Origin of the sequence: Mesorhizobium sp. M0030 (assembly GCF_040323695.1) — a bacterium.
In the GTDB taxonomy this organism is placed as follows: domain Bacteria; phylum Pseudomonadota; class Alphaproteobacteria; order Rhizobiales; family Rhizobiaceae; genus Mesorhizobium.
The window spans coordinates 435,907-457,201 of record NZ_JAMYVE010000001.1 but is presented as its reverse complement, the minus strand read 5'-3'; the positions used below and the strand labels follow the sequence as shown (position 1 = coordinate 457,201).

Here is a 21,295-nt window from a genome sequence, read left to right as displayed (position 1 = left end):
GGCCTGCGTCCGATCCTTCCTCCATCACCACCAAGTTCAGTCCTTAAACCACGAGGACAGAACTATGGATACGCGCAACGACATGTTGAGGCTCCTGAACGGCCGCAAGCAAGGCTTTTCGCTGGAACAGCCCTTCTACACCGACCCGGACTATTTCAAGCTCGACATGGAGCTTATCTGGTATCGCGACTGGCTGTTCATCGGCCATGATTGCGAACTGCCGAAGCCCGGCAGCTATATCACCGTGCAGATCGGCGATTATCCGGTGGTGCTGGTCCGCGACCAGAAGGGCAACATCAACGCCTTTCACAATTCCTGCCGCCATCGCGGCAGCCGTGTCTGCAACACTGAGAAGGGCATGGCGGCAAAGCTTGTCTGCCCCTATCACCAGTGGACCTACGAGCTTGACGGCCGGCTGCTGTTTGCCCGCCAGATGGCCGACGGTTTCGACAAGAGCCAGTTCGGCCTGAAGCCCGTCGCCTGCGAGAGCGTCGGCGGCTACATCTTCATCTGCCTGGCAAAAGAACCTGCCGACTTTGCCCCGATGCGCGCCATGATAGAGCCCTACCTCAAGCCGCACCGGCTGAATGAAGCCAAGGTCGCCTTCGAGAGCACCATCATCGAGAAGGGCAACTGGAAGCTGGTCTGGGAAAACAACCGCGAATGCTATCACTGCGCCGGCAATCATCCAGAGCTGTGCAAGACATTCCCCGAAGCGCCGACGGTGACCGGCGTGCAGGGCGCCGACAGCGATCCGGAGATGCTGGCGCACTGGGCGAAATGCGAGGCGGCGGGCCTGCCGAGCAAGTTCCGCATCGATCCGGCCGGGCAATACCGCGCCACCCGCGCGCCGCTGCTGCGCGATGCCGTCAGCTACACGATGTCGGGAAAGCGCGCGGTGACGAAGAACCTGTCCGACACTGTTGCCGCCGACCGCATCGGCACCTTGATGCACTACCACTATCCGACGACCTGGAACCACATACTGATCGACCATGCGGTCACCTTCCGGGTGCTGCCGATCAGCGCCACCGAAACCGCGGTGACGACCAAGTGGCTGGTGCACAAGGATGCGGTCGAGGGGGTCGACTACAACCTTGAGGAGCTCACCCATGTCTGGACCGAGACCAACGACCAGGACCGCCGCATCGTCGAGGAAAACGCCTTTGGCATCCTGTCTCCGGCCTATGAGCCCGGCCCCTATTCGGAGCTGCACGAGGGCGGCGTGATCCAGTTCGTCGAATGGTACGCGGCCTTCATCGGCCCGCGCCTTGCCGAAGGCGGCCGGCCGGCGCTACGCAGCGTCGCGTGAGCTGGAGCAGGCGAAGAGGGACCAGAGGATGAATGCGATGACGGATCTTGGGCTGTATCGCCATCTTGACCAGATGGCGCCGTGGAACGATAGGCTGCAGGTGCTGGAAGTGATCGGCGTCAGCGACGAGGCGCCCGACGTCAAGACCTTCACCTTCCGCTCCGACAACCAGACCTGGTTCCGCTACAAGCCGGGCCAGTTCCTGACGCTGGAACTGCCGACACCGGACGGGCCGCTGATGCGCACCTACACGCTGTCGTCGTCGCCATCGCGGCCGTTTTCGATCGCGGTGACGATCAAGGCGCAGGCCGGCAGCATCGGCACGCGCTGGATGTTCGACCATCTGGTGCCCGGTTCGCATGTCAAGGCCTACGGACCGGCCGGCGACTTCTCGTTGCACAGCCACCCGGCGGCCAAATACCTGTTCATTTCCGCCGGCTCCGGCGTGACGCCGATGATGTCGATGCTGCGCTGGCTGAACGACTGCGCGCCATGGACCGATGTCGGTTTCGTCAACTGCGCGCGGCGTGCCGAAGAGATCATCTTCCGCAAGGAACTCGAACTGCTCGGCGGCCATATGCCCGGCCTGTCGCTCGGCTTCATGATCGAGGAACGTTCCAGCCGCGAAGGCTGGTACGGCCATATGGGCCGCATCGATGCGATCCGGCTGCCCTTGCTGGCTCCGGACTTCCGCGAGCGCGAAATCTTCTGCTGCGGCCCCGATCCGTTCATGCGCGCCGTGCGCGGCATGCTGGATGCCGCCGGCTTCGACATGACGAAATACCATCAGGAGAGCTTTGCCGCGCCTGTGGTGGAGGAAATTCCGGCGCCGTTTGCCTCCCCGGTCGAGGACGGCATCGCTGCACCTGTCGAAGCCGTGACGCCGATCCGCTTCTCGCTTTCGGAGGTCGACGCCGGCTGCGTCGCCGGCCAGACCGTGCTGCAGACGGCGCGCAGCTCGGGCGTGCGGATACCCGCTGCCTGCGAGTTCGGCCTGTGCGGCACCTGCAAGGTGAAGAAGGTCTCCGGCGCTGTCGAGATGAGCCACAATGGCGGCATCCTCGACCACGAGATCGACGACGGTTTTATCCTTGCCTGCTGCTCGAAACCGTTGTCGGCGCTCGAAATCGAGGCTTGAGCCGGTCGACTTCGCCGCAACGGTCGCCGACGCAAGCGTTGTGTTCGCGGGTCTTTGTCTTGCCAAGCATAGGCCGAGTGATTTAGACGCACTTAGGAAGGGCTGGGCAGACCGTGAAACCGGCGCATCCCTTCATGGGCGCATGGAACGGGGGACAGAGCGATGCAACAGCGGGTCTACGCGGTCGCAAGCAAGGACATCGTTTTCGAATCATTCGATGGCGAAGCCGTCGTTCTCGATCTTTCGAACGGTAAGTATTTCGGCTTTTCCGATTCCGGCAGCCGGGTCTGGCAGGCTTTGTCGTCCGGCGTCGCCACTGAAGCGCTGGTCGGAGCTGCCGCGGGCGCCGCAAAAATAAGCCTGGCCGACCTCGAAAGCTTCGTTGCCCGACTGCTCGATTTCGGGTTGCTTGCGCCAGCCGAAACACCGGCACAACCGCTTTCGGGCGAGCTGTCGTCTGCGCTTGCTGCCAGCAATGAGCCGCTCAAGGTCGATGTTCATGACGACCTTGCCGATCTCATCATTGTCGACCCGATCCATGAGGTCGAGGAACCTCTCGGCTGGCCGGCGGTGAAACAGGCATAATCGTTTCCCTAAAGCGCGTCGCGTTTGAACGGACTCAGGCGACGCGGTTTAGATCTTTGATTTTATGCACGTCGTCGTCTCAAAACCGGGGCCACCCCGAGCGACGTGCATCAGGCGACCCGGCGCAATTCTGGACGCTGAACAACCAACACATGCCTTTGATCACGCTGCAAACCCTGCCGGATTATGCCCGCCATGTGCTGGCGGCCGCGGAAAGCGCCGCCGCCTTCTATCCCGTTGCCGCCAGCGTGCGGTTGCCGGGACTGGACCTGAGTGTCCACCTCGACCATGGCACGCTGGCGGAAGCCATGAGCCATGCCTTCATACCGGCCCCGGAAAATCCGTCTGCATCTGACGGCTGCCGCATTTTCGTCGCCCACCCGGCCATCGATGGCGTCCTCGCCCCGGCCACCTGGGGCCGAGGCGATTACAACCATCATGCCTTTGCCAACCGGCTGGAAGAGGCCGGATTGCGCGGCAGCTACTATCATGACCTCGACTTCTGGCAGTTCCATGATCCGCAACGCCATGTCGGGGCGCAGCTGATGATGTCGGCCGACGCCTTTCCGCCATGGGAACAAGGGGCGCCGCTGCGCGCCTTCCTGCATTGGGAATATGCGGCGCGCGGCATGCGGCTCACCCATGCCGGCACGCTGGGCATCGATGGCAAGGGCGTGTTGCTGGCGGGCTCCGGCGGTGCCGGCAAATCGGGAACGGTCGTCGCCGGCCTGCTCAATGGGCTCGATAGCGTCGGCGACGACTATGTGCTGATCGACCGGACCGAGGGGGTGACGGCCTATCCGCTGTTTGCCACGCTCAAGCAGGATCCGGAGGGCTTCAAGCGGCTGAAGCTGGAGGGTCGGCTAAAGTCGTACCAACCGCTGAACTGGCAAGGCAAGCATGCCTTTCGCATCGACGAGATCGCGCCTCGACCACCTCCTGCAAGTCTGGACATTATTGCTTTGATAGTGCCCCATATCAGGGGAGGTGCGAGAAGCTCGGTCATGCCCATATCGCGCAAGGATGCCATGATCGCCTTGGCCCCGTCAGGAATCGTGCAGATGCCGGGCGAGCGGGAAGCGGGCTTTCGCTTTTTCAGCGAGCTTACCCGCGATCTGCCATGCTACCGGCTGTCGCTGGGGACCGAGCCGCGCGAGATCGCCGGCACGATTGCGGATTTCGTCCTTCGGGGCGCTGCATGAAGTTGAGCATCATTGTGCCGGTGTACAATCGGGAGATCTATGTCGTTTCGACGTTGCGGTCCCTGCTCAGGCAACGCGACGATGCCGATCTCGATATCATCGTTGTCGACGACGGCTCGACGGACAGCTCCGTTGAAGCAGTCCGCGCCATCATGCGGGAAGCGTCGTGCATCCGCCTGTTCCAGCAGGCAAACCAGGGCGTGGCCAACGCGCGCAACACAGGGCTGAAGCAGTTGCTGCCGCAAACCGAACTGGTGTCGTTCCTGGATTCGGACGACGTCTCGCCGGCTGGACGATTCAAGGCTGACCTACCCCTGTTCGCGGCCGACCCTGCGCTCGAGCTGACCTACTCGCTGATGACGCGCGTCGATCTCATGGACGACGAAACCCTCCAACCGGCACCGGGCGGCGCAGGTCCCACCGTGCGCGGCGTCAGCCTTAGCGCCGGGATATTCCGCAGGGCACTGATCGACCGTGCCGGTGCTTTCGACGAGGAGTTCCGGCAGGGCGAAGACGCCGACTATCTGCTGCGCATTTTCGAAACCAGCCCGAAGCACATTTTTCCCGACACCGTCGCGGTATACTACCGGCGCCACCCCGGCAATTTGACCAAGCAAAGGGATGTGGCGGTGCGCGAATATCTGCGTGTAATTCAGAAATCCTTGCGGCGGCGCAAGGCCGATCCGTCGCGGCGCCCGGTCGAGGGGCTTTTCGAGATCAGGCGCCCGGCAGAGTGGTGAAAGAATGAACAGATCACAGCCTGGAATGCGTGCGTGAAGCTGAGCGTGATCATGCCGGTCTACAACCGCGAACGCCATGTCGGCTCGGCGCTGCGCTCGCTGCTGAGGCAGCGCGATGCCGCCGATCTCGACATCATCGTTATCGATGACGGTTCGACCGACAGTTCGGTGGCGGTCGTGCGCTCGCTGATCGCGGAGGCGCCGTGCATTCGCCTTTTCCAGCAGCAGAATGCCGGGGTGACGCGGGCACGAAACGCGGGCTTGCGGCAATTGCTGCCGCAGACCAGGCTGGTATCGTTTCTCGATTCGGACGACATTTCCCCGCCGGGCCGCTTCAAGGCGGATCTGGCCTGTTTCGACGCAGACCCCACCCTCGAGCTGACCTATTCGCGCATGACGCTGGTCGACGACATAGATGACGATACGCTGGAGCCGACAGCCGACAGCCACTCGGTGACGGTTCGCGGCATTCACCTGTCTCCCGCTATCTTCGTCCGGCGGTTGGTCGAACGCATCGGCAGCTTCGACGAGGATTTCCACCAGGCCGAGGACACCGACTATCTGCTGCGCACTTTCGAAACCGGGCCGAAATTCACGATGCCCGACACTGTTGCGCTCTATTACCGGCGCCATCCCGGCAACATGACCAGGCAGGCCGATGTTCCTTTTCGCGAATTCATGCGCGCCGTCTACAAGTCGATGAAACGGCGCGAGGCCGACCGCTCCTTGCACCCTGTCGACGGCATCTTCGATTTCAAGGAACTAGCGAATTGGCGTTTCCTGTGATGGCCAGCTACGGCGTCGTCATTCCGGCCTTCAACGCGACCGCCACCATCGCCGAGACGCTGCGATCGGTCGCGGCCCAGACGGTCCAGCCCGACGCCATAATCGTCGTCGATGACGGCTCGACCGACGATACGGTCGCGGTAGTCAATGCGCTGGGCATGCCGGTGCGGGTGTTGCGCCAGGACAATGCCGGACCAGGCAGCGCCACCACCAGGGGCATCGCCGCGCTGGCGACGCCCTTCGTCGCCACGCTCGATGCGGACGATCTGTGGCTGCCGACCAAGATCGAAAGGCAGCTGGAGCATTTCGAGCGGTTTCCCGCGACGGCAGGAGTCTTTGCCCACTGGCGGACGTTTCGCGATGACAAGCCCGATGTGCAACAGGACGTGGCCGTGGCGGGCTGGTCGCGCACGACGATGATGATCCGCCGGGAGGTAGCCGAGGCCGTCGGTCCGATCATCGACCCGCAAGGCGGTCGCGGCGACATGGTCGACTGGATCGCCCGTGCCCGCGAGGCGGGCTTTGCGCTTGCCATGCTCGACGATGTCCTGACCTTGCGCCGCATCCGGCCCGACAGCATGTCCTATGGACGCGACCCCGTGCGCGACCGCGGTTATGTCGAAGTCGTAAGGCTGGCCATGCAAAGGCGAGCAGCGAAAAAGGCGAGCGCCGACTGATGGCCAATGCCATGCGCCGTATCGGCCGTCGGTTTCCGGACTATGGTTGGTCATGGCCAACTGGCGGACTCGACCAGCTGCTGAAGGCCGCATTGCTGCCCGATGAAGAAGCGGCAGGGCGTTACGCGGCGCGCTGGCTCGACGAGAACGATATCGACCATGTTGCCTTCCGAGAGCATCGGCTGCTGGCCGCGATCTCCGACAGGTTCGGCCGCAAGCTCGCTGGGCATCCGGCCTATCCACGTCTTGTCGGCCTGCAAAAGATGCTGTGGACCAAATCGCGGCTGGCTGCGCGCGAGGCCGAGCCGGCGCTACAGGCCATGATCGACGCCGGCTGCGCGGTGATGCTAATCAAAGGCGCCAGCCGGATCGCCATTAACGCGTCGGCGCAGCGCGGCCGGGTGGCGCATGACATCGACATACTGGTGCGCCCGCAGGCTATGATTGCCGCCTTCGATGTGCTTAGCGAACGCGACTGGCAGATCGCCACCGGCGTCAGTCCGCAATATCTGCGCACCAGGCTGGCGTCCTTGCGTTCGATGAATTTTTTCAAGGGCAGTTTCGGCGACATCGACCTGCACCAGCTCGCTTATGACGGGTCGCAGCAAAGCGCGGAAGATGATCTGGCGATCTGGCAGCGGGCGCTGTCAGCCGATTTCAATGGCGTCCGCGTGCTTGTTCCCTCTCCGGCCGACCGCATGGCGCTCGCCATCGCACATGGCGGCCTCGATGCCCACACCCACAGCGACTGGCTGGTCGACTGCGCCGTCGCCATCAAGGGCGACGAGGTCGACTGGGACGTGTTCGCCGATATCGTCGCCAGGCGCCACCTGGCCGTAGCCGCGGCGGTGGCGCTGTCCTACCTCAGCCTGGAAATCGGCATTGCAGTGCCGCCGGCTGAACTGGCACGGACGGTTGCGAACGCCGATCACGCCGGCCTGTCGCGCTGGTCCTCGGTGCTGCAGGCCAAGCCGCGCACCGATTTCGGCGGTCTTGTCTGGCTGTCGCGCGGCTTTGCCAAGCAGTTGCGCCTGAAACGCAAGAAGGGCCGACTGCAGCATCCGACGCCTGCTGCCGTCTGGCGCGGCAGGCCGACATTGCGCAAGGCAAGAGCGACGCCGGAACCGTTCGCGCTTTCTCAGGCCCTGCCGCGTCCGGACAGGACTGGAGAGATGATGCTGGACGTCACCGTCAGGATCGTCGTTCCGCCAGTCCGCCGCCGCATCGAGATGGAAATCAATGCCGGCAGCGGTCACGTCGCCCGCTTGCGTTCCATGGTGATCAGCCGCGCCGGCGGCGGACGTGTGCTGCGCTTTCGCGGCAAGGTAACGGTGGACGACACCGGCCGGCCTCTGGTGATCGAGGCACGGCCATCGCGCCAGTTCCGCAACTGGGACAATGAGGCCGAAGTCGCCGCCTATGGCGCGCTGCCGTTCCAATTGCTGTCGGCAAGGTTTTCACCCGCCTGAGAGCGGTTCGCTGTCTCCATGAAACGGTGAACCACTGTGGCCCTCTCAGACGCCATAGCGCTCGGTGCGGATGATTTCCGCTGGTATGCCGGCGTCGATCAGCGCCCGGGCAGCCGCCGAGACGAAGGTGTTCGACCCGCAGACGAAGGCGAGCGCCGGCGGCGGCGGCAGCCGCGTGAGCGCCTGCATGACCATTGCCGTGTCGATGCGCCTCGAATAGTCGGACGGGCGCCGTGCCGCCTCGCGCGTCAGCGTAAGCACCAGCTCGAACCCGTCGCGGCGGTCACCGAGACCGATCAGCTCGTCGCGGAAGATCACCTCGTCCCAGACCCGCACCGAAAACATCAGCGCCACCGGCACCGCCGATTTGCGCAAGGTCCGGTGACGCACCATCGCCATCAGCGGCACGACGCCGGAGCCGCCGCCGACCAGAAGCAGCGGCCCGCCATCCCCATCGGACCAGACGAAATGGCCGCCGAGCGGCCCGCGCAGTTCGATCTCGTCACCGACCGCGGCGATGTCGTGGAAGAAGGGCGAGACTTCACCGTCGTCGAGCTTCTCGATCGCCAGCTCGATCGTGGCGCCGCTCTCCGGCGCCGAGGCGATGGAATAGGAGCGGCGCGCTTGGTAGCCGTCAGGCGCAGTCAGCCTGACATCGACATGCTGTCCGGCGCGATAGGCGAATGGCCGTGACAGCGCGAAGAAGAAACTGGTGACGCGTGGCGTCCGCTTTTCGATCCGGGTGATTTTCGCCGTCTGCCAGGGAGATTGCGGCGCTTCGCTCATGGATCGCCTCTATAGCGCTGCTCGCGCCACGGGTCGCCATAGATGTGATAGCCGCGCAATTCCCAGAAGCCCGGCTCGTCGCGCTCGGTGAACTGCAGCCCGTTCAGCCATTTGGCCGATTTCCAGAAATAGAGATGCGGCACCAGGAGCCGCGCCGGGCCGCCATGGTCGGCAGTGATCGGCTTGCCTTCATAAAGCAGCGCCACCATCGCCTTCCCCGCGGTGAGATCCTTGGCCGGCACGTTGGTGGTGTAGCCGTCATAGCCATGCGCCAGCAGGAAGCCGGTCGGCGCTTCGATACCGGCATCGGCAAGGATGTCGTCGACCAGCACGCCTTGCCAGGCGGTATCGAACTTGGTCCAGGCGGTAACGCAATGGATGTCGCGCGTCATCTTGGTCAAGGGCAGCGCGTTGAACTCGGCCCAGTTCCACTTTTTGATCGGGCGTGGCCCGTGCTTGAGCGTGAACGACCAGTCCTCGGTGCGCACGCGCGGCGTCGGCCCCGCCGACAGCACCGGAAAGCCCTGTTCGAGATACTGACCGGGCGGAATGCGCGCATCGGTCTCCGTCGGAGGCTTTCGACCGGAGGAAAAACCGCGAGTGACCATTTGACTGTCCGTTTTTAGCAGGCCATTGCCGGCCTGCCGTAATGTTCTCGAAGATGTCGCGGCGGGCAACAGGAATTTCGGCGGCCGTGCGGCAGGCCTGTCGGTGGTCCGGCGAGCCTGCCATGATGTCTCAACCGGCGGCGAAGGATACGGCGACGAAGATTTGCGCGTCGCCGCGATCGATCAAAAGCAGCACCGACTTCCGGCCCGATCTGCCGGCCTCGGCGATCGCCTGGTTGGCTTGCCGCGCATTCCGCACCGGCGACTGGTCGACGGCGACGATGACGTCGCCCGGCTGCAGGCCGGCATTGGCGGCTGCCTTGTCCGGACGCTCGACCACGGCGCCACGCTGGTTCCGATCACAATGTCGTCAGAGGCCTCCGGTGCGCCTGAGATAGGTTGTGGCGATCTCGCGCATCCGGTTGCCGTCGAAGCTCGGCCCATGGCCGCCATGGCCGAGACGGACAGGCAGATCGAGGAGCCGCTGCATGGTACGGCGATAATCAGGCCGGCAGGAATCCGGCAGGTCGTCGATCAGCATGGAATCGTAGATGGCGTCGCCGGCAAAGAACAACCCGTCCGTCTCTTCGAACAAAGCGATCGAATCCGGCGAATGTCCGGGCAGATGCAGGACGCGGAACTGCCGGTCGCCGAGGTCGACGATGTCGCCCTCGTCCAGCGTGCGCGTCAGCGGCGCCGGCGGGATCTTGTAGTCGGCCGCCGTCCAGCCCGGCGCCGGCAATTTCGAAACGGCGCCGTCGAGATTGTTGAACATGTAGGCGTAGGTCACCTGATCGTTCATGGTCTCGAAATGCTCGGCACTGTGCCGCGGCCCGGCGCGCAGCGGAAACTCGTGCAGCGAGCCGACATGGTCGAGATGGATGTGGGTGGCGACAACGATGAGCGGCTTGCCCTCGGGCGTGTCGATCTCAGGCGCCAGCGGGCAGATGCCCATGCCGGTGTCGACCAGCAGGTCGGCGTCGCGTCCCCTGAAATGCCAGATGTTGGCGAGCACGAAATCATGCACGAACGGCTCGGTCAGCATCGTCGTGCGGTCGTCGATGATCGTCTTGCCGAACCAGTCGCCGACAACGCGCTCGCCACCAAAACGGGTGCCGCCAAAACGGCCGCCCATCAGACGAAGGGCTTTCCCACCTTGTATTTTTCCGGCACCAGCCGCTTCAGGTAAGCCATGCCCGCTTCCGACAGCTGGTTGACATCGGGCTTCATGAAATCGTCGGGCATATGGCGCGTCTTGCCGGCGACGTTCTTCAGCGGCACCTTCTTCAGCACGGTTTTCGTGCCGTCATATTGCAGCGCCACCGAGCCACCGCCTTCGCCGGCAACGGCAACCGCGAAGGCGCCGGCGTCGAAAGCCTCCCGCGCGTCGACGGCGCTGATCGCGCCGACATAGCCGCGCGGCATGTAGCCAAGCGCATCGACGCGGGCGCGCTTGCCCGGCAGGCCTTCGGCGAGCGCACGTTCCAGAGCTGACGGCAGGTCGCTGCCCGACAGTTTGACGTTGCCATGCGCGTCGCGCTCGAGCTTGTCCGGCGGCACCAGGCTTTCGACCAGCGCCTTGCCGTCGGCGGTGCTGACTCCTTCGGAGACGGCGACGATGCAACGCTTGTGGCGGTCGAGCGTGGCGCGCACGTCGTCGATGAAACCGGCGGCGGAGAACGGCCGTTCCGGCACGTAGACCAGATGCGGGCCGCTGTCGGGATCGAGCTGCCAGGCTGCAGCCGCCGCGGTGAGGAAGCCGGCATGCCGACCCATTACGATGCCGACATAGATGCCGGGCAATGCGCGGAAATCGAGATCGACGGACAGGAAGGCGCCGGCGACGAATTCGGCCGCCGAGATGAAGCCCGGCGTGTGGTCGTTTTCCTCGAGGTCGTTGTCGATGGTTTTTGGCGCATGGACGAAAGCAATGCTGCCGCCGGCGGCGTCGGTCAGAATCTGCTGCGTGCCCGACGTGTCGTTGCCACCGATGTAGATGAAAGCGTCGGCGCCGGCCTTCTTCAGGCCCTTGAGGATGACCTCGCAATAGGCGGCATCCGGTTTGTCGCGCGTCGAGCCGAGCGCGGCACTCGGCGTGCCGGCGATCAGCCGCAGCCGGTCCTCTGGGATGGCGGAGAGGTCGACATAGTTGCCGTCACGAATGCCGCGCACGCCGTGGAGCGAGCCCAGCACCTTGGCGCCGGGATGGCGCTTGCGGACTTCCAGCGTGGCCCCGACAACCGTCTGGTTGATGACGGCGGTCGGGCCGCCGCCCTGTGCGATGACAAACGTTCCAGCCATGCTCGATCTCTCCCGGCGCTGTGGTTTTCAAGGCACCTTGGCCTAGCTTGCCGCATCGCGCAACGGGAGTTTCCAGCGGCGCCAAACCGCCGCACAGGATCAGACGACCACGACCGGGTTCTTCTTGGAAACGCGGCTGTAGAGGTCGATGATATCCTGGTTGATCAGGCGCACGCAGCCCGACGACATCGCCTGGCCAATGCTCGCCCATTCCGGCGAACCGTGTATGCGGTAGCCGGTGTCCTTGCCGTCCTGGTAGATGTAAAGAGCGCGTGCGCCGAGCGGGTTGGTGAGGCCACCGGGCTGGCCGTTTTGCCATTTCACCAGTTCCGGCTTGCGCTGGATCATCTCCGGCGGCGGCGTCCAGGTCGGCCATTCCTTGCCGTACTGGATGTTGGCGCGGCCGGACCAGCGGAAGCCGTCCTTGCCGATGCCGACGCCGTAGCGGATGGCGTCGCCGCCCTCCTGCACCAGATAGAGCTTTCGCTCCTGCAGATGGACGACAATGGTGCCGGGCGCCTCGCCGGTCTCGTTGACGACGATCTGGCGGCGGAACTCCGGCTTGACCTTCTGATAGGGCACCGCCGGCACTTCGAAGCCGCCATCGTTGAGCGAGGCGTACATGACATCGGGGCCGGTAACGTTCTTGTCGACGCTGATCGCCGGACGGATCGGCCGCACCGAGCCGGTGACCGTGTCATCCAGCTGGAATTGCGGCAGCTCGAGCGTCGAAGTGCTGCAGCCGGCCATGCCGAGCAGCGTCATGGCGCCGGCCCCTGACAGGACGAAGCGGCGGGAATAGAGATGTTCGGTCTCGTTTGCGTCGCCATTTGCTGGCGGCGTCACATTCTGCGGCAACTCACGCATGCACCCAAACCCTACGCTGTCGGCGGGAAACACGGTCCGGCCGGATAGCAGGCAGTTTCGCCAAACATGGTTGAAAAAGGGTGAAGGCCCAACGACCGGTCTTAAGCGTGTGCCGCCAATAGCCGCAGCGATCTGGCGAAATGGTCCGCCGTGCATTTTTGGGAGAGGGCTCTTTACATTCCTCCGCACACGAGGATTTATCCTTTTCTTTGCGCTCAAGGAGACAAAGATGTCGTTCGAAAACTGGGCCGCCTTCGCCGCCGCCTCGGCCGTGCTGCTCATCATTCCGGGCCCGACCATTCTTCTGGTCGTGTCCTATGCGCTGGGCCAGGGCTGGCGCACTGCCTTGCCGATGGCCGTCGGCGTGGCGCTGGGCGACTTCACCGCCATGACCCTGTCGATGCTGGGCATCGGCGCGCTGCTGGCCGCGTCGGCGACCGTGTTCACCATTCTGAAGCTGATCGGCGCCTGCTATCTGATCTATCTCGGGGTAAAACTGTTTCGCGCCGGCGGCGCGCTCAAAGCCGAACCACGCACAGATGCCGTCTCGGCCGCCAAGATGATGGCGCACGCCTGGCTGGTCACCGCACTCAACCCGAAGAGCATCACGTTCTTTGTCGCCTTCCTGCCGCAGTTCCTCAATCGGGAAGCCGATTTCTGGACACAGATGCTGATCTTCGAAACGACCTTCCTGGCGCTCGCCTTCGCCAATGCCTTCGGCTACGCGCTGATTGCGGCGCGCGCCCGCAACGTCGTACGCAACCCCAAGGCGATCCGCATCTTCAACCGCACCGGCGGCACGCTGCTGGTCGGCGCCGGGATCGCTACGGTGGCGATGCGCTCGGGCCATTAGGAACTGCGGAGCATCAGGGCCGATATGGCAGTAAGAGATCCATTCGGCCTAATGTTTTCGGGCGCGACCGAGGCCGGGTTTTCACCCTACAGCCAGGCCGTTCATGAATTGCAATGCTTCGTCGGCGACCCGGTCGGCTCCGTTGACCGCGCCATATCGGCGGATCCCGGTTTCGTCATGGCGCATGTCTTCAAGGGGTATCTGTTCGGCCTCGCCACCGAACGCGAGGCAACGGCGGTCGCCCAGGCATGCCATGCTGCGGCACTGCCGCTTGCCGCGACGCCGCGCGAACAGGCGCATGTGGCGGCCCTTGGCCACCTTGCCGAGGGACGCTGGCATGACGCCGCGCGCCTGCTCGAAGATATCGCCATCGACAACCCGCTCGACGCGGTGGCGTTGCAGGTCGGCCACCAGATCGACTTCTTCACCGGCAATGCCCGCATGCTGCGCGACCGTATCGGCCGCGCGCTACCGTCCTGGCAGAGCGGCATGCCAGGTTATCACGCCATTCTCGGTATGCAGGCCTTCGGTCTCGAGGAGATGGGCGACTATATCAGAGCCGAAAGTTTCGGCCGACAGGCGATCGAGATCGAGCCGCGAGACGGCTGGGCGCAGCACGCGGTCGCCCATGTCATGGAGATGCAGAGCCGGCAACGGGACGGCATCGCCTGGATGCGCGCCAATCCCGAGGCGTGGACCAAAGAGAGCTTCCTGCAGGTGCATAATTGGTGGCATCTGGCGCTGTTCCACTACGATCTCGGCGAGACCGACGAGGTGCTCAAACTCTATGACGGGCCGATCTATGGCGAGCGTTCGACGCTGGCGCTGAACATGGTCGATGCATCCGCGATCCTGTGGCGGCTTTATCTCGGCGGTGTCGATGTCGGCGACCGCTGGGCAGCGCTCGCCGCCAACTGGGCGCCGAAGGCTGGAGCCGGCAATTACGCCTTCAACGATGCGCATGCGATGATGGCATTCGTCGGCGCCGGTCTCGAAGCGCCGGTCAAGATCTTGCTCGAAGCCCAGCACGAGGCGATGCGCGGCAGCGACGACAACGCCGCCTTTACCCGGGATGTCGGCCAGCCACTGACGGAAGGCATCAAGGCATTCGGCGAGGGCAATTACAGCGAAGCGGTGCGCCTGATCCGACCGATCCGCGCCATTGCCCATCGCTTTGGCGGCAGCCACGCCCAGCGCGATGTGATTGATCTCACGCTGATCGAGGCGGCGTTGCGCGCCGACGACACGGCGCTTGCCTGGGCGTTGACGGCCGAGCGCGCACTGGTCCGGCCGGACAGTCCGCTGTCGGCGCTGTTTTCGCAACGCGCCGCCAATTTGTCAGAGAATTGACCCGCGGCGGATCTTGTTTTAAAAACTGGCAAGCCAGATTTTTTCGAGACCCGAAAAAATTAATGGCGATGGGAGGAATGCATGTATCTCGGCCTCGATCTCGGCACGTCGGGCGTCAAGGCGCTGTTGATCGATGCCGGGCAGAAGATCATCGGCTCCGGCCATGCTTCGCTTGACGTATCGCGGCCGCATCCCGGCTGGTCCGAACAAAACCCCGCCGACTGGATCCGCGCCTGCGAGACGGCCATCGCCGAGCTGAAAACCTCGCACCCGAAAGAGCTTGCCGCGGTCAAGGGCATCGGCCTTTCCGGCCATATGCATGGCGCCACCTTGCTCGATGCCGGCGACCAGGTGCTGCGCCCCTGCATCCTGTGGAACGATACGCGCAGTCACGCCGAGGCCGCGGCGCTCGATGCCGACCCGCGCTTCCGCCAACTGACCGGCAACATCGTCTTCCCCGGCTTCACGGCGCCGAAACTCGCCTGGGTGAAGAACAACGAGCCCGCGGTTTTCGCCAAGGTTGCAAAAGTGCTTTTGCCGAAGGATTTCCTGCGGTTGTGGCTTACCGGCGAGCATATCTCAGAAATGTCCGACTCGGCCGGCACCTCCTGGCTCGATGTCGGCAAACGGCGCTGGTCTTCCGAGCTGCTTGCGGCGACATCGCTCGACGAAAGGCAGATGCCGTCGCTGGTCGAAGGCACGGAGAAGGCCGGCGCGCTGCGCGCCGAACTGGCCGCCAGCTGGGGCATCGCATCAGGCGTCCCGGTGGCCGGTGGCGCCGGCGACAATGCGGCCTCGGCTTGCGGGATGGGCACGGTCGGCGCCGGCCATGCCTTCGTGTCGCTTGGCACATCCGGCGTGCTGTTTGCCGCCAACGCGTCCTATTTGCCCAATCCGGCCAGCGCGGTGCACACCTTCTGTCACGCGCTGCCAAACACCTGGCACCAGATGGGCGTCATCCTGTCGGCGACCGATTCGCTGAACTGGCTGTCGGAGATTTCAGGCAAGAAGGCCGGCGAATTGACCGCCGAACTTGGCGATGTGCTGAAAGCGCCGAGCGGGGTGTCGTTCCTGCCCTATCTCTCGGGCGAGCGCACGCCGCATAATGATTCCGCCATTCGTGGGTCCTTCACCGGACTGGCGCATGAATCCGGCCGCGCAGTGCTGACGCAGGCCTTGCTTGAAGGCGTCGCCTTCGCCTTCCGCGACAGTCTCGAAGCCTTGAAGACGGCGGGCACGATCTTGACGCGGGTGACGGCGATCGGCGGCGGCTCGCGCTCGCGCTACTGGCTGAAGGCGATCGCCACGGCGCTGCAGGTGCCCGTGGACATTCCGGCCGACGGCGATTTCGGTGCTGCCTTTGGCGCGGCGAGGCTTGGTCTGATCGCGGCGACAGGGGCTGATCCGCTGGAGGTGTGCACGGCGCCGAGGACGGATGCGACGATCGAACCGGATGTCCCGCTTGGCGGGGCGTATGCCGATGCCTATCAGCGCTACCGGGCGCTGTACCCGGCGATCAAAGGCGTGACCGCGTGAGTCGGCGCGAAGCACCCCCCTCTGCCCTGCCGGGCATCTCCCCCGCAAGGGGGGAGATCGGCAGCGTCGGCGGGTATGCCAGTCTTGTAAGGTGGGTGATTAGCGAAGGCGTGGATGCCAGCCAATCTCCCCCCTTGCGGGGGAGATGCCCGGCAGGGCAGAGGGGGGTGTCTCGCGCCACCCTTAATCGATCACTGCGCCGGCACCTTGTCGAGAAACCCGGTGACGCTCTTCAGGCGCCCATTTTCGATAACACCGATATCGGTGCCTTCGATAACCGACGGCACGCCTTCCGGCCCAAGATTCCACGAGAAGCGGATGCGGTCGCCAAACCCGTCCGGCTGGCCCCTCAGCGAGAACCGGAAGCCGGCGAAGCGCTGCTGTACGCCGTCGATCAGCCCAGCAACGCCGGCGTGGCCGTCGCCCTGCATCAGCGGATCGCGGTAGCTGACGTCTTCGGTGAAGGTGGCCTTGAGCAGTTCGGCACGGCGATCCGCATCGGCCTCGTTCCAGGCGGTGATGTAGTTCTGGGCGATCGTGTTGAGGTCGGTCATGGTCTGTCTCCTTCGTTGAGTGGCTTTGACACGAGGCTTTTCACCCCAAGCGAGAGCGAAACCAATTACGCCTGAGGTAATCAGGGTGAACTATTCGAGAGAGGACAGAAATCATGAGCAGCGGATTTTTCGGCGACATCAAAGCGATCAAGTATGAGGGGCCGGATTCGACCAATCCGCTGGCCTACCGCTTCTACAATCCCGACGAGGTGGTGGCCGGCAAACGGCTGGAAGACCATCTGCGCTTCGCCGTCGCCTACTGGCATTCTTTCGCCTGGCCGGGCGGCGATCCCTTTGGCGGCCAGACCTTCGACCGGCCCTGGTTTCCCAAGGCTGGCGGCGTCGACACGATGGAACTGGCCAAGCTGAAAGCCGACGTCGCCTTCGAGATGTTCTCGCTGCTCGGCGCGCCCTATTTCTGCTTCCATGACGCCGACGTGCGGCCGGAAGGCAAGGATTTCTCCGAAAGTGCCGCGCGGCTCGACGAGATCGCCGACTATTTTGCCGCCAAGATGAAGAAGACCGGCGTCAAACTGCTCTGGGGCACGGCCAACCTGTTCTCCAACCGCCGCTTCATGTCGGGCGCCGCCACCAATCCCGATCCGGATGTCTTCGCCTATGCGGCGGCGACGGTGAAAAGCTGCATCGACGTCACGAAGCGGCTGAAGGGCGAGAATTATGTACTGTGGGGCGGGCGCGAGGGCTATGAAACGCTGCTCAACACCGATCTTGCCCGCGAGCAGGAGCAGGCTGGGCGCTTCCTCAGTCTCGTCGTCGACTACAAGCACAAGATTGGCTTCAAAGGCACGATCCTGATCGAGCCGAAGCCGCAGGAGCCGACCAAGCATCAGTACGACTACGACGTTGCCACGGTCTACGGCTTCCTCAAGCGCTTCGGGCTGGAGAAGGAAGTGAAGCTGAACATCGAGCAGGGCCACGCGATTCTTGCCGGCCATTCCTTCGAGCACGAGCTGGCGCTGGCCAATGCGCTCGGCGTCTTCGGCTCTATCGACATGAACCGCAACGACTACCAGTCGGGCTGGGACACCGACCAGTTCCCCAACAATGTGCCCGAGATGGCGCTGGCCTATTACCAGGTGTTGCAGGCCGGCGGCTTCAAGACCGGCGGCACCAATTTCGACGCCAAGCTGCGCCGCCAGTCGCTCGACCCGCAGGACCTGCTGATCGGCCATATCGGCGGCATGGATTCCTGCGCACGAGGTCTCAAGGCAGCCGCCAAGATGGTCGAGGACAAGGCGCTGTCGGGTCCGCTGGCCGAGCGCTATGCCGGTTGGAACACGGCCGAGGGCAAGGCGATGCTGTCGGGCAAGCGCTCGCTGGAAGACATCGCCGAGCGCGTGGTGAAGAAGAAGATCGAGCCGCAGCCACGCTCCGGCCGCCAGGAGTTGCTGGAAAACATCGTCAACCGCTACGTCTGAGGGCGGAAAGCCGATTCGTTGTGCTCAAGGGTGGCTGGATAACATTCCGGCCGCCCCGGAATGGGGTTTGCGCAAGACCCTATCCGACGACAAGGGTTTGCCCTTTGGCGCCCCTCAATGACCTCGCTCTTGCCTTCAAACTGCCGTCACGTATCTCGTATAAGGATGCGGTTGTGGCGGGTGAAAAGGAAGGAGGCGAACCGATATGCAGCATGAACGCGAAATCGACGCCCTGCTCTCATCCGGCGAGACCGGATCGATCATCGACCGGCTGATGGCGCTGCCGCGGCCGACCGACAGCGTGAAAAACGAATGGGATCGTGCTGTCAGCAGCCGATTTGAAGTCCGTCTGGCGAGGCAGATGCGCTCGCAGATGGACGCCGGCAGCGATCGACAGAACGCAGCCTGATCTCCCTTTGTCCGTGCATGTCGTAATCCCAAAACCGCGACACACTTTTGGGCGACATGCATCAACCTCGGCGCAGCCTGACCGGGGCTTCGCCGAACGCTCTTGAAAACGCTCTGGAAAATGCCGCGGCGGACGAGAACCCCGTCCGCCCGGCAATATCCGCCATGGCGATCCGCGTGTCGACCACCAGCCGCCGCGCCGCGCCCAGCCGCAGCCTGAGATAATATGCGCCCGGCGTCTCGCCGATCGACTTGCGAAAAATGCTCTCCAATGTCCGCGCCGTCACCCCGGCGCGTTTTGCCACCGCGTCGATGGTCAGCGGCTGGTCGACATGCGATTCCATCAGCCGGATAGCCTGCGCCAGACGCGGGTCGTAGCCGTCGAGCCGGCCGAGCGAGACCAGCGGCTGCGCGTCGGTCGCGGCGCGCGCCTGGTCGTAGATGAAGACGCTGGCGACATCGAGCGCGACGGCCATGCCGAGCCGGGTGCGGATCAGATGCAGCATCAGGTCGAAGGTCGGCGACGCCCCGCCCGAGGTGAACACCGGTCCGTCGATGACGTAGCGGTCCGGACGCACGTCGACGCCGGGAAAGGCGGAGGAAAAATCCTCCATGTCTTCCCAATGGGTGGTGGCGCTGCGGCCTTCGAGGAGGCCGGCGCGCGCCACCAGCCATGTGCCGGCCTCGACGCCGCCGCAGGCGCGAGCCGCGCGGGCCGCTCGCCGTAATCCGGAAAGCAGAGCCGATGTCGCGTAATTCTGGGTGCCGAAGCCGGCGACGACGACAAGCACGTCGGTCGGCTCGGCCGCATCGAAGCGGCCCCTGACCGCCACCGGCAGGCCGCATGTGGTGACCGGCGCCTCGCCGGTGACCGAGACCAGTTTGAAATCGAACAGCGTCTCGCCTGAGATGCGGTTGGCGGCGCGCAGCGGGTCGACGGTCGACGCCACGCACATGATGGACGAGCCTGAAAACACCAGCAGCGTCACCTTGAGCGGCGATCGCTCAGCGCGAAAGATGGTCGGTTTTTCGCTTTTGATCACGAGAGCTTCGTAAATTGCAAAACAGTTTCCGGCAAGTCGGTCATTGTTAGGGTCTGTTTCTATGGGAGGAGATGTCCATGCCGCTCGCGATGAACCGTGAGGTTTTCATTACCTGTGCCGTGACCGGGTCAGGCGGCTCGCAGGACCGCTCCCCGCATGTGCCACGCTCGCCCAAGCAGATCGCCGATTCGGCGATCGATGCGGCCAAGGCCGGTGCCGCCATCGTCCACTGCCATGTCCGCGACCCCGAGACCGGCAAGCCGCGCCGCGATGTCCATCTCTACCGCGAAGTGACGGACCGCATCCGCGCGGCAGAAGTCGATGTGATCCTGAACCTGACCGCCGGGATGGGCGGCGACATGGTGTTCGGCTCACCGGAAGCGCCGCTGCCGCTCAATGAAAAAGGCACCGACATGGGCGGCGCCACCAACCGCATGGAACATGTGCGCCAGTGCCTGCCGGAAATCTGCACGCTGGATTGCGGCACCATGAACTTCGCCGAGGCCGATTATGTCATGACCAACACGCCCGGCATGCTGCGCGCAATGGGCGGCATGATGACGGCGCTCGGCGTCAAGCCGGAGATCGAAGCCTTCGATACCGGCCACCTCTGGTTCGCCAAGCAGCTGGTCGAAGAAAAGGTCTTGAATCCCGACGCGCTGGTGCAGCTCTGCATGGGTGTGCCGTGGGGGGCGCCGGACGACCTCAACACCTTCATGGCCATGGTTAACAACGTGCCGTCGACCTGGAACTGGTCGGCCTTCGCCATCGGCCGCAACCAGATGGCCTATGCAGCCGCTGCAGTGCTCGCCGGCGGCAATGTCCGCGTCGGTCTCGAAGACAATCTCTGGCTCGACAAGGGCGTGCTGGCCACCAATGCGCAGCTGGTCGAGCGCGCCGCCAGCATCGTCACCAATCTCGGTGCCAGGATTTTGGGGCCGGAGGAAGTGCGCAGGAAGCTCAACCTCACCAAGCGGGCGCCGATCGCAGCGGCTGCTTAAGACGGGAGCGGATCATGGCTACCGTCAAATTCACTGCGATGAAGGATGGCGACAGGCAAGACTATGAGTTCCTGACCGCCCATGAGATCGACTATGCCGCCAGGACCGGCGAGCGGCTGCTCGACGCACTGGTGCAACTCGACGAAGGCCTGTCGGGCTACAAGATCACCAGGCTCGGCCATTCGCTGCAAGCGGCGACGCGGGCCTGGCGTGACGGCGCCGACACCGACTGGATCGCCTGCGCGCTGCTGCACGACATCGGCGACATCTACGCTCCCTACAATCACGACGAATACGCCGCTTCGATCCTGAAACCTTTCGTGCGCGAGCAATGCACCTGGGTGGTGGAAAAGCATGGCGACTTCCAGCGGCTCTATTACGCGCATCATCTCGGCGGCAACCGCCATGCTCGCGACCGCTTCGCCGGCCATGCCTATTTCGACGATTGCGACCAGTTTTGCGAACGCTGGGACCAGTCGAGCTTCGACCCGGACTTCGACACGCTGCCGATCGAATTCTTCCGGCCCTTCGTGCTCGAAGTCTTCGCCCGCAAGGCCTACGACCACTCCGTGATCCGCTCCGGCGAGCGCGTGCCTCTCATCGACCCCGAAACCGCCAAGACAAGAACCGGAGCCTGACC

At 64.0% G+C, this 21,295-nt stretch carries 22 protein-coding genes and 1 pseudogene; 15 read left to right on the top strand and 8 right to left on the bottom strand.

Annotated elements, in window-relative coordinates; all coding sequences use genetic code 11:
* Positions 1-64: 64 nt before the first annotated feature.
* The 8 genes from NKJ80_RS02110 (at position 65) to NKJ80_RS02075 (ending at position 7,909) form a co-directional block, all read left to right on the top strand.
* A complete protein-coding gene (locus tag NKJ80_RS02110) occupies positions 65-1,312 on the top strand; it encodes an aromatic ring-hydroxylating oxygenase subunit alpha (protein WP_023668884.1) in 1,248 nt (415 codons plus the stop codon).
* Between the two features lie 37 nt (positions 1,313-1,349).
* A complete protein-coding gene (locus tag NKJ80_RS02105) occupies positions 1,350-2,450 on the top strand; it encodes an FAD-binding oxidoreductase (protein WP_352496965.1) in 1,101 nt (366 codons plus the stop codon).
* A 162-nt stretch (positions 2,451-2,612) separates the two neighbouring features.
* Complete coding sequence (locus NKJ80_RS02100) at positions 2,613-3,035, top strand: PqqD family protein (RefSeq protein WP_023696905.1); 423 nt, start codon at positions 2,613-2,615, stop codon at positions 3,033-3,035.
* 152 nt (positions 3,036-3,187) lie between these two features.
* Positions 3,188-4,237, top strand: a complete 1,050-nt coding sequence (locus NKJ80_RS02095) for a serine kinase (RefSeq protein ID WP_352496964.1) — start codon at positions 3,188-3,190, stop codon at positions 4,235-4,237.
* Positions 4,234-4,977: a glycosyltransferase family 2 protein gene (locus NKJ80_RS02090; protein ID WP_352496963.1), complete on the top strand. Its 744-nt coding sequence runs from the start codon at positions 4,234-4,236 to the stop codon at positions 4,975-4,977. Before NKJ80_RS02095 ends, NKJ80_RS02090 begins: the two co-directional genes overlap by 4 nt.
* A 33-nt stretch (positions 4,978-5,010) precedes the next feature.
* Complete coding sequence (locus NKJ80_RS02085) at positions 5,011-5,763, top strand: glycosyltransferase family 2 protein (protein ID WP_352496962.1); 753 nt, start codon at positions 5,011-5,013, stop codon at positions 5,761-5,763.
* Positions 5,748-6,440, top strand: a complete 693-nt coding sequence (locus NKJ80_RS02080; RefSeq protein ID WP_245261955.1) for a glycosyltransferase family 2 protein — start codon at positions 5,748-5,750, stop codon at positions 6,438-6,440. Before NKJ80_RS02085 ends, NKJ80_RS02080 begins: the two co-directional genes overlap by 16 nt.
* Positions 6,440-7,909, top strand: a complete 1,470-nt coding sequence (locus NKJ80_RS02075) for a nucleotidyltransferase family protein (RefSeq protein ID WP_352496961.1) — start codon at positions 6,440-6,442, stop codon at positions 7,907-7,909. Before NKJ80_RS02080 ends, NKJ80_RS02075 begins: the two co-directional genes overlap by 1 nt.
* 45 nt (positions 7,910-7,954) lie before the next feature.
* Here the strand turns inward: NKJ80_RS02075 and NKJ80_RS02070 are convergent, their stop codons facing one another.
* The 6 genes and pseudogenes from NKJ80_RS02070 to NKJ80_RS02045 all read right to left on the bottom strand — a co-directional run bounded on the left by NKJ80_RS02070 (position 7,955) and on the right by NKJ80_RS02045 (position 12,471).
* Positions 7,955-8,695 carry an FAD-binding oxidoreductase gene (locus NKJ80_RS02070; protein WP_352496960.1) on the bottom strand — a complete coding sequence of 247 codons (741 nt, stop codon included), beginning with the start codon at positions 8,693-8,695 and terminating at the stop codon, positions 7,955-7,957.
* Positions 8,692-9,303 carry a sulfite oxidase-like oxidoreductase gene (locus NKJ80_RS02065; protein ID WP_352496959.1) on the bottom strand — a complete coding sequence of 204 codons (612 nt, stop codon included), beginning with the start codon at positions 9,301-9,303 and terminating at the stop codon, positions 8,692-8,694. Before NKJ80_RS02065 ends, NKJ80_RS02070 begins: the two co-directional genes overlap by 4 nt.
* 130 nt (positions 9,304-9,433) lie before the next feature.
* Positions 9,434-9,658: pseudogene (locus tag NKJ80_RS02060) on the bottom strand (PDZ domain-containing protein); the annotation flags it as partial.
* 15 nt (positions 9,659-9,673) lie between these two features.
* Positions 9,674-10,438 (bottom strand): MBL fold metallo-hydrolase, encoded by a 765-nt coding sequence (locus NKJ80_RS02055; protein WP_352496958.1) that lies wholly within the window; start codon positions 10,436-10,438, stop codon positions 9,674-9,676.
* Positions 10,438-11,604: a diphosphate--fructose-6-phosphate 1-phosphotransferase gene (locus NKJ80_RS02050; protein ID WP_023732598.1), complete on the bottom strand. Its 1,167-nt coding sequence runs from the start codon at positions 11,602-11,604 to the stop codon at positions 10,438-10,440. Before NKJ80_RS02050 ends, NKJ80_RS02055 begins: the two co-directional genes overlap by 1 nt.
* A 99-nt stretch (positions 11,605-11,703) precedes the next feature.
* Positions 11,704-12,471 (bottom strand): L,D-transpeptidase, encoded by a 768-nt coding sequence (locus NKJ80_RS02045; protein WP_023668871.1) that lies wholly within the window; start codon positions 12,469-12,471, stop codon positions 11,704-11,706.
* 229 nt (positions 12,472-12,700) lie between these two features.
* On the opposite strand from NKJ80_RS02045, the gene NKJ80_RS02040 reads away from it, so the two are divergent.
* The 3 genes from NKJ80_RS02040 (at position 12,701) to xylB (ending at position 16,210) form a co-directional block, all read left to right on the top strand.
* On the top strand, positions 12,701-13,324 hold the full coding sequence (locus tag NKJ80_RS02040) for a LysE family translocator (RefSeq protein ID WP_023694251.1): 624 nt from the start codon (positions 12,701-12,703) through the stop codon (positions 13,322-13,324).
* 24 nt (positions 13,325-13,348) lie between these two features.
* Entirely contained in the window at positions 13,349-14,674 is a 1,326-nt protein-coding gene (locus NKJ80_RS02035; protein ID WP_023806201.1) for a tetratricopeptide repeat protein, read from the top strand.
* A gap of 81 nt (positions 14,675-14,755) precedes the next feature.
* On the top strand, positions 14,756-16,210 hold the full coding sequence (gene xylB / locus NKJ80_RS02030; protein ID WP_023806200.1) for a xylulokinase: 1,455 nt from the start codon (positions 14,756-14,758) through the stop codon (positions 16,208-16,210).
* Positions 16,211-16,401: 191 nt separating this feature from the next.
* Here xylB and NKJ80_RS02025 read toward each other — a convergent pair whose 3' ends face one another.
* Entirely contained in the window at positions 16,402-16,764 is a 363-nt protein-coding gene (locus NKJ80_RS02025; protein WP_023806199.1) for a nuclear transport factor 2 family protein, read from the bottom strand.
* A 113-nt stretch (positions 16,765-16,877) separates the two neighbouring features.
* Here NKJ80_RS02025 and xylA point away from each other — a divergent pair, with 113 nt between their 5' ends.
* Entirely contained in the window at positions 16,878-18,203 is a 1,326-nt protein-coding gene (xylA, locus tag NKJ80_RS02020) for a xylose isomerase (protein WP_023684279.1), read from the top strand.
* A gap of 205 nt (positions 18,204-18,408) precedes the next feature.
* On the top strand, positions 18,409-18,612 hold the full coding sequence (locus tag NKJ80_RS02015; protein ID WP_023668865.1) for a hypothetical protein: 204 nt from the start codon (positions 18,409-18,411) through the stop codon (positions 18,610-18,612).
* Positions 18,613-18,673: 61 nt separating this feature from the next.
* Here NKJ80_RS02015 and NKJ80_RS02010 read toward each other — a convergent pair whose 3' ends face one another.
* Complete coding sequence (locus NKJ80_RS02010) at positions 18,674-19,654, bottom strand: GlxA family transcriptional regulator (RefSeq protein ID WP_023668864.1); 981 nt, start codon at positions 19,652-19,654, stop codon at positions 18,674-18,676.
* A gap of 77 nt (positions 19,655-19,731) precedes the next feature.
* Between NKJ80_RS02010 and bcoG the strand changes: the two genes are divergently transcribed.
* Together bcoG and NKJ80_RS02000 are read left to right on the top strand one after the other, a co-directional pair.
* Positions 19,732-20,655 carry a 3-dehydrocarnitine:acetyl-CoA trimethylamine transferase BcoG gene (gene bcoG, locus NKJ80_RS02005; protein WP_023668863.1) on the top strand — a complete coding sequence of 308 codons (924 nt, stop codon included), beginning with the start codon at positions 19,732-19,734 and terminating at the stop codon, positions 20,653-20,655.
* Positions 20,656-20,669: 14 nt separating this feature from the next.
* Positions 20,670-21,293, top strand: a complete 624-nt coding sequence (locus NKJ80_RS02000) for an HD domain-containing protein (protein ID WP_352496957.1) — start codon at positions 20,670-20,672, stop codon at positions 21,291-21,293.
* The last annotated feature ends 2 nt before the right edge of the window (positions 21,294-21,295 follow it).

Bases quoted from the DNA above. Each gene is read 5' to 3' on its own strand.
- NKJ80_RS02110 (WP_023668884.1), top strand. From the start codon at position 65: ATGGATACGCGCAACGACATGTTGAGGCTCCTGAACGGCCGCAAGCAA.
- NKJ80_RS02105 (WP_352496965.1), top strand. From the start codon at position 1,350: ATGACGGATCTTGGGCTGTATCGCCATCTTGACCAGATGGCGCCGTGG.
- NKJ80_RS02100 (WP_023696905.1), top strand. From the start codon at position 2,613: ATGCAACAGCGGGTCTACGCGGTCGCAAGCAAGGACATCGTTTTCGAA.
- NKJ80_RS02095 (WP_352496964.1), top strand. From the start codon at position 3,188: ATGCCTTTGATCACGCTGCAAACCCTGCCGGATTATGCCCGCCATGTG.
- NKJ80_RS02090 (WP_352496963.1), top strand. From the start codon at position 4,234: ATGAAGTTGAGCATCATTGTGCCGGTGTACAATCGGGAGATCTATGTC.
- NKJ80_RS02075 (WP_352496961.1), top strand. From the start codon at position 6,440: ATGGCCAATGCCATGCGCCGTATCGGCCGTCGGTTTCCGGACTATGGT.
- NKJ80_RS02070 (WP_352496960.1), bottom strand. From the start codon at position 8,695: ATGAGCGAAGCGCCGCAATCTCCCTGGCAGACGGCGAAAATCACCCGG.
- NKJ80_RS02065 (WP_352496959.1), bottom strand. From the start codon at position 9,303: ATGGTCACTCGCGGTTTTTCCTCCGGTCGAAAGCCTCCGACGGAGACC.
- NKJ80_RS02055 (WP_352496958.1), bottom strand. From the start codon at position 10,438: ATGGGCGGCCGTTTTGGCGGCACCCGTTTTGGTGGCGAGCGCGTTGTC.
- NKJ80_RS02050 (WP_023732598.1), bottom strand. From the start codon at position 11,604: ATGGCTGGAACGTTTGTCATCGCACAGGGCGGCGGCCCGACCGCCGTC.
- NKJ80_RS02045 (WP_023668871.1), bottom strand. From the start codon at position 12,471: ATGCGTGAGTTGCCGCAGAATGTGACGCCGCCAGCAAATGGCGACGCA.
- NKJ80_RS02040 (WP_023694251.1), top strand. From the start codon at position 12,701: ATGTCGTTCGAAAACTGGGCCGCCTTCGCCGCCGCCTCGGCCGTGCTG.
- NKJ80_RS02035 (WP_023806201.1), top strand. From the start codon at position 13,349: ATGGCAGTAAGAGATCCATTCGGCCTAATGTTTTCGGGCGCGACCGAG.
- xylB (WP_023806200.1), top strand. From the start codon at position 14,756: ATGTATCTCGGCCTCGATCTCGGCACGTCGGGCGTCAAGGCGCTGTTG.
- NKJ80_RS02025 (WP_023806199.1), bottom strand. From the start codon at position 16,764: ATGACCGACCTCAACACGATCGCCCAGAACTACATCACCGCCTGGAAC.
- xylA (WP_023684279.1), top strand. From the start codon at position 16,878: ATGAGCAGCGGATTTTTCGGCGACATCAAAGCGATCAAGTATGAGGGG.
- NKJ80_RS02015 (WP_023668865.1), top strand. From the start codon at position 18,409: ATGCAGCATGAACGCGAAATCGACGCCCTGCTCTCATCCGGCGAGACC.
- bcoG (WP_023668863.1), top strand. From the start codon at position 19,732: ATGCCGCTCGCGATGAACCGTGAGGTTTTCATTACCTGTGCCGTGACC.
- NKJ80_RS02000 (WP_352496957.1), top strand. From the start codon at position 20,670: ATGGCTACCGTCAAATTCACTGCGATGAAGGATGGCGACAGGCAAGAC.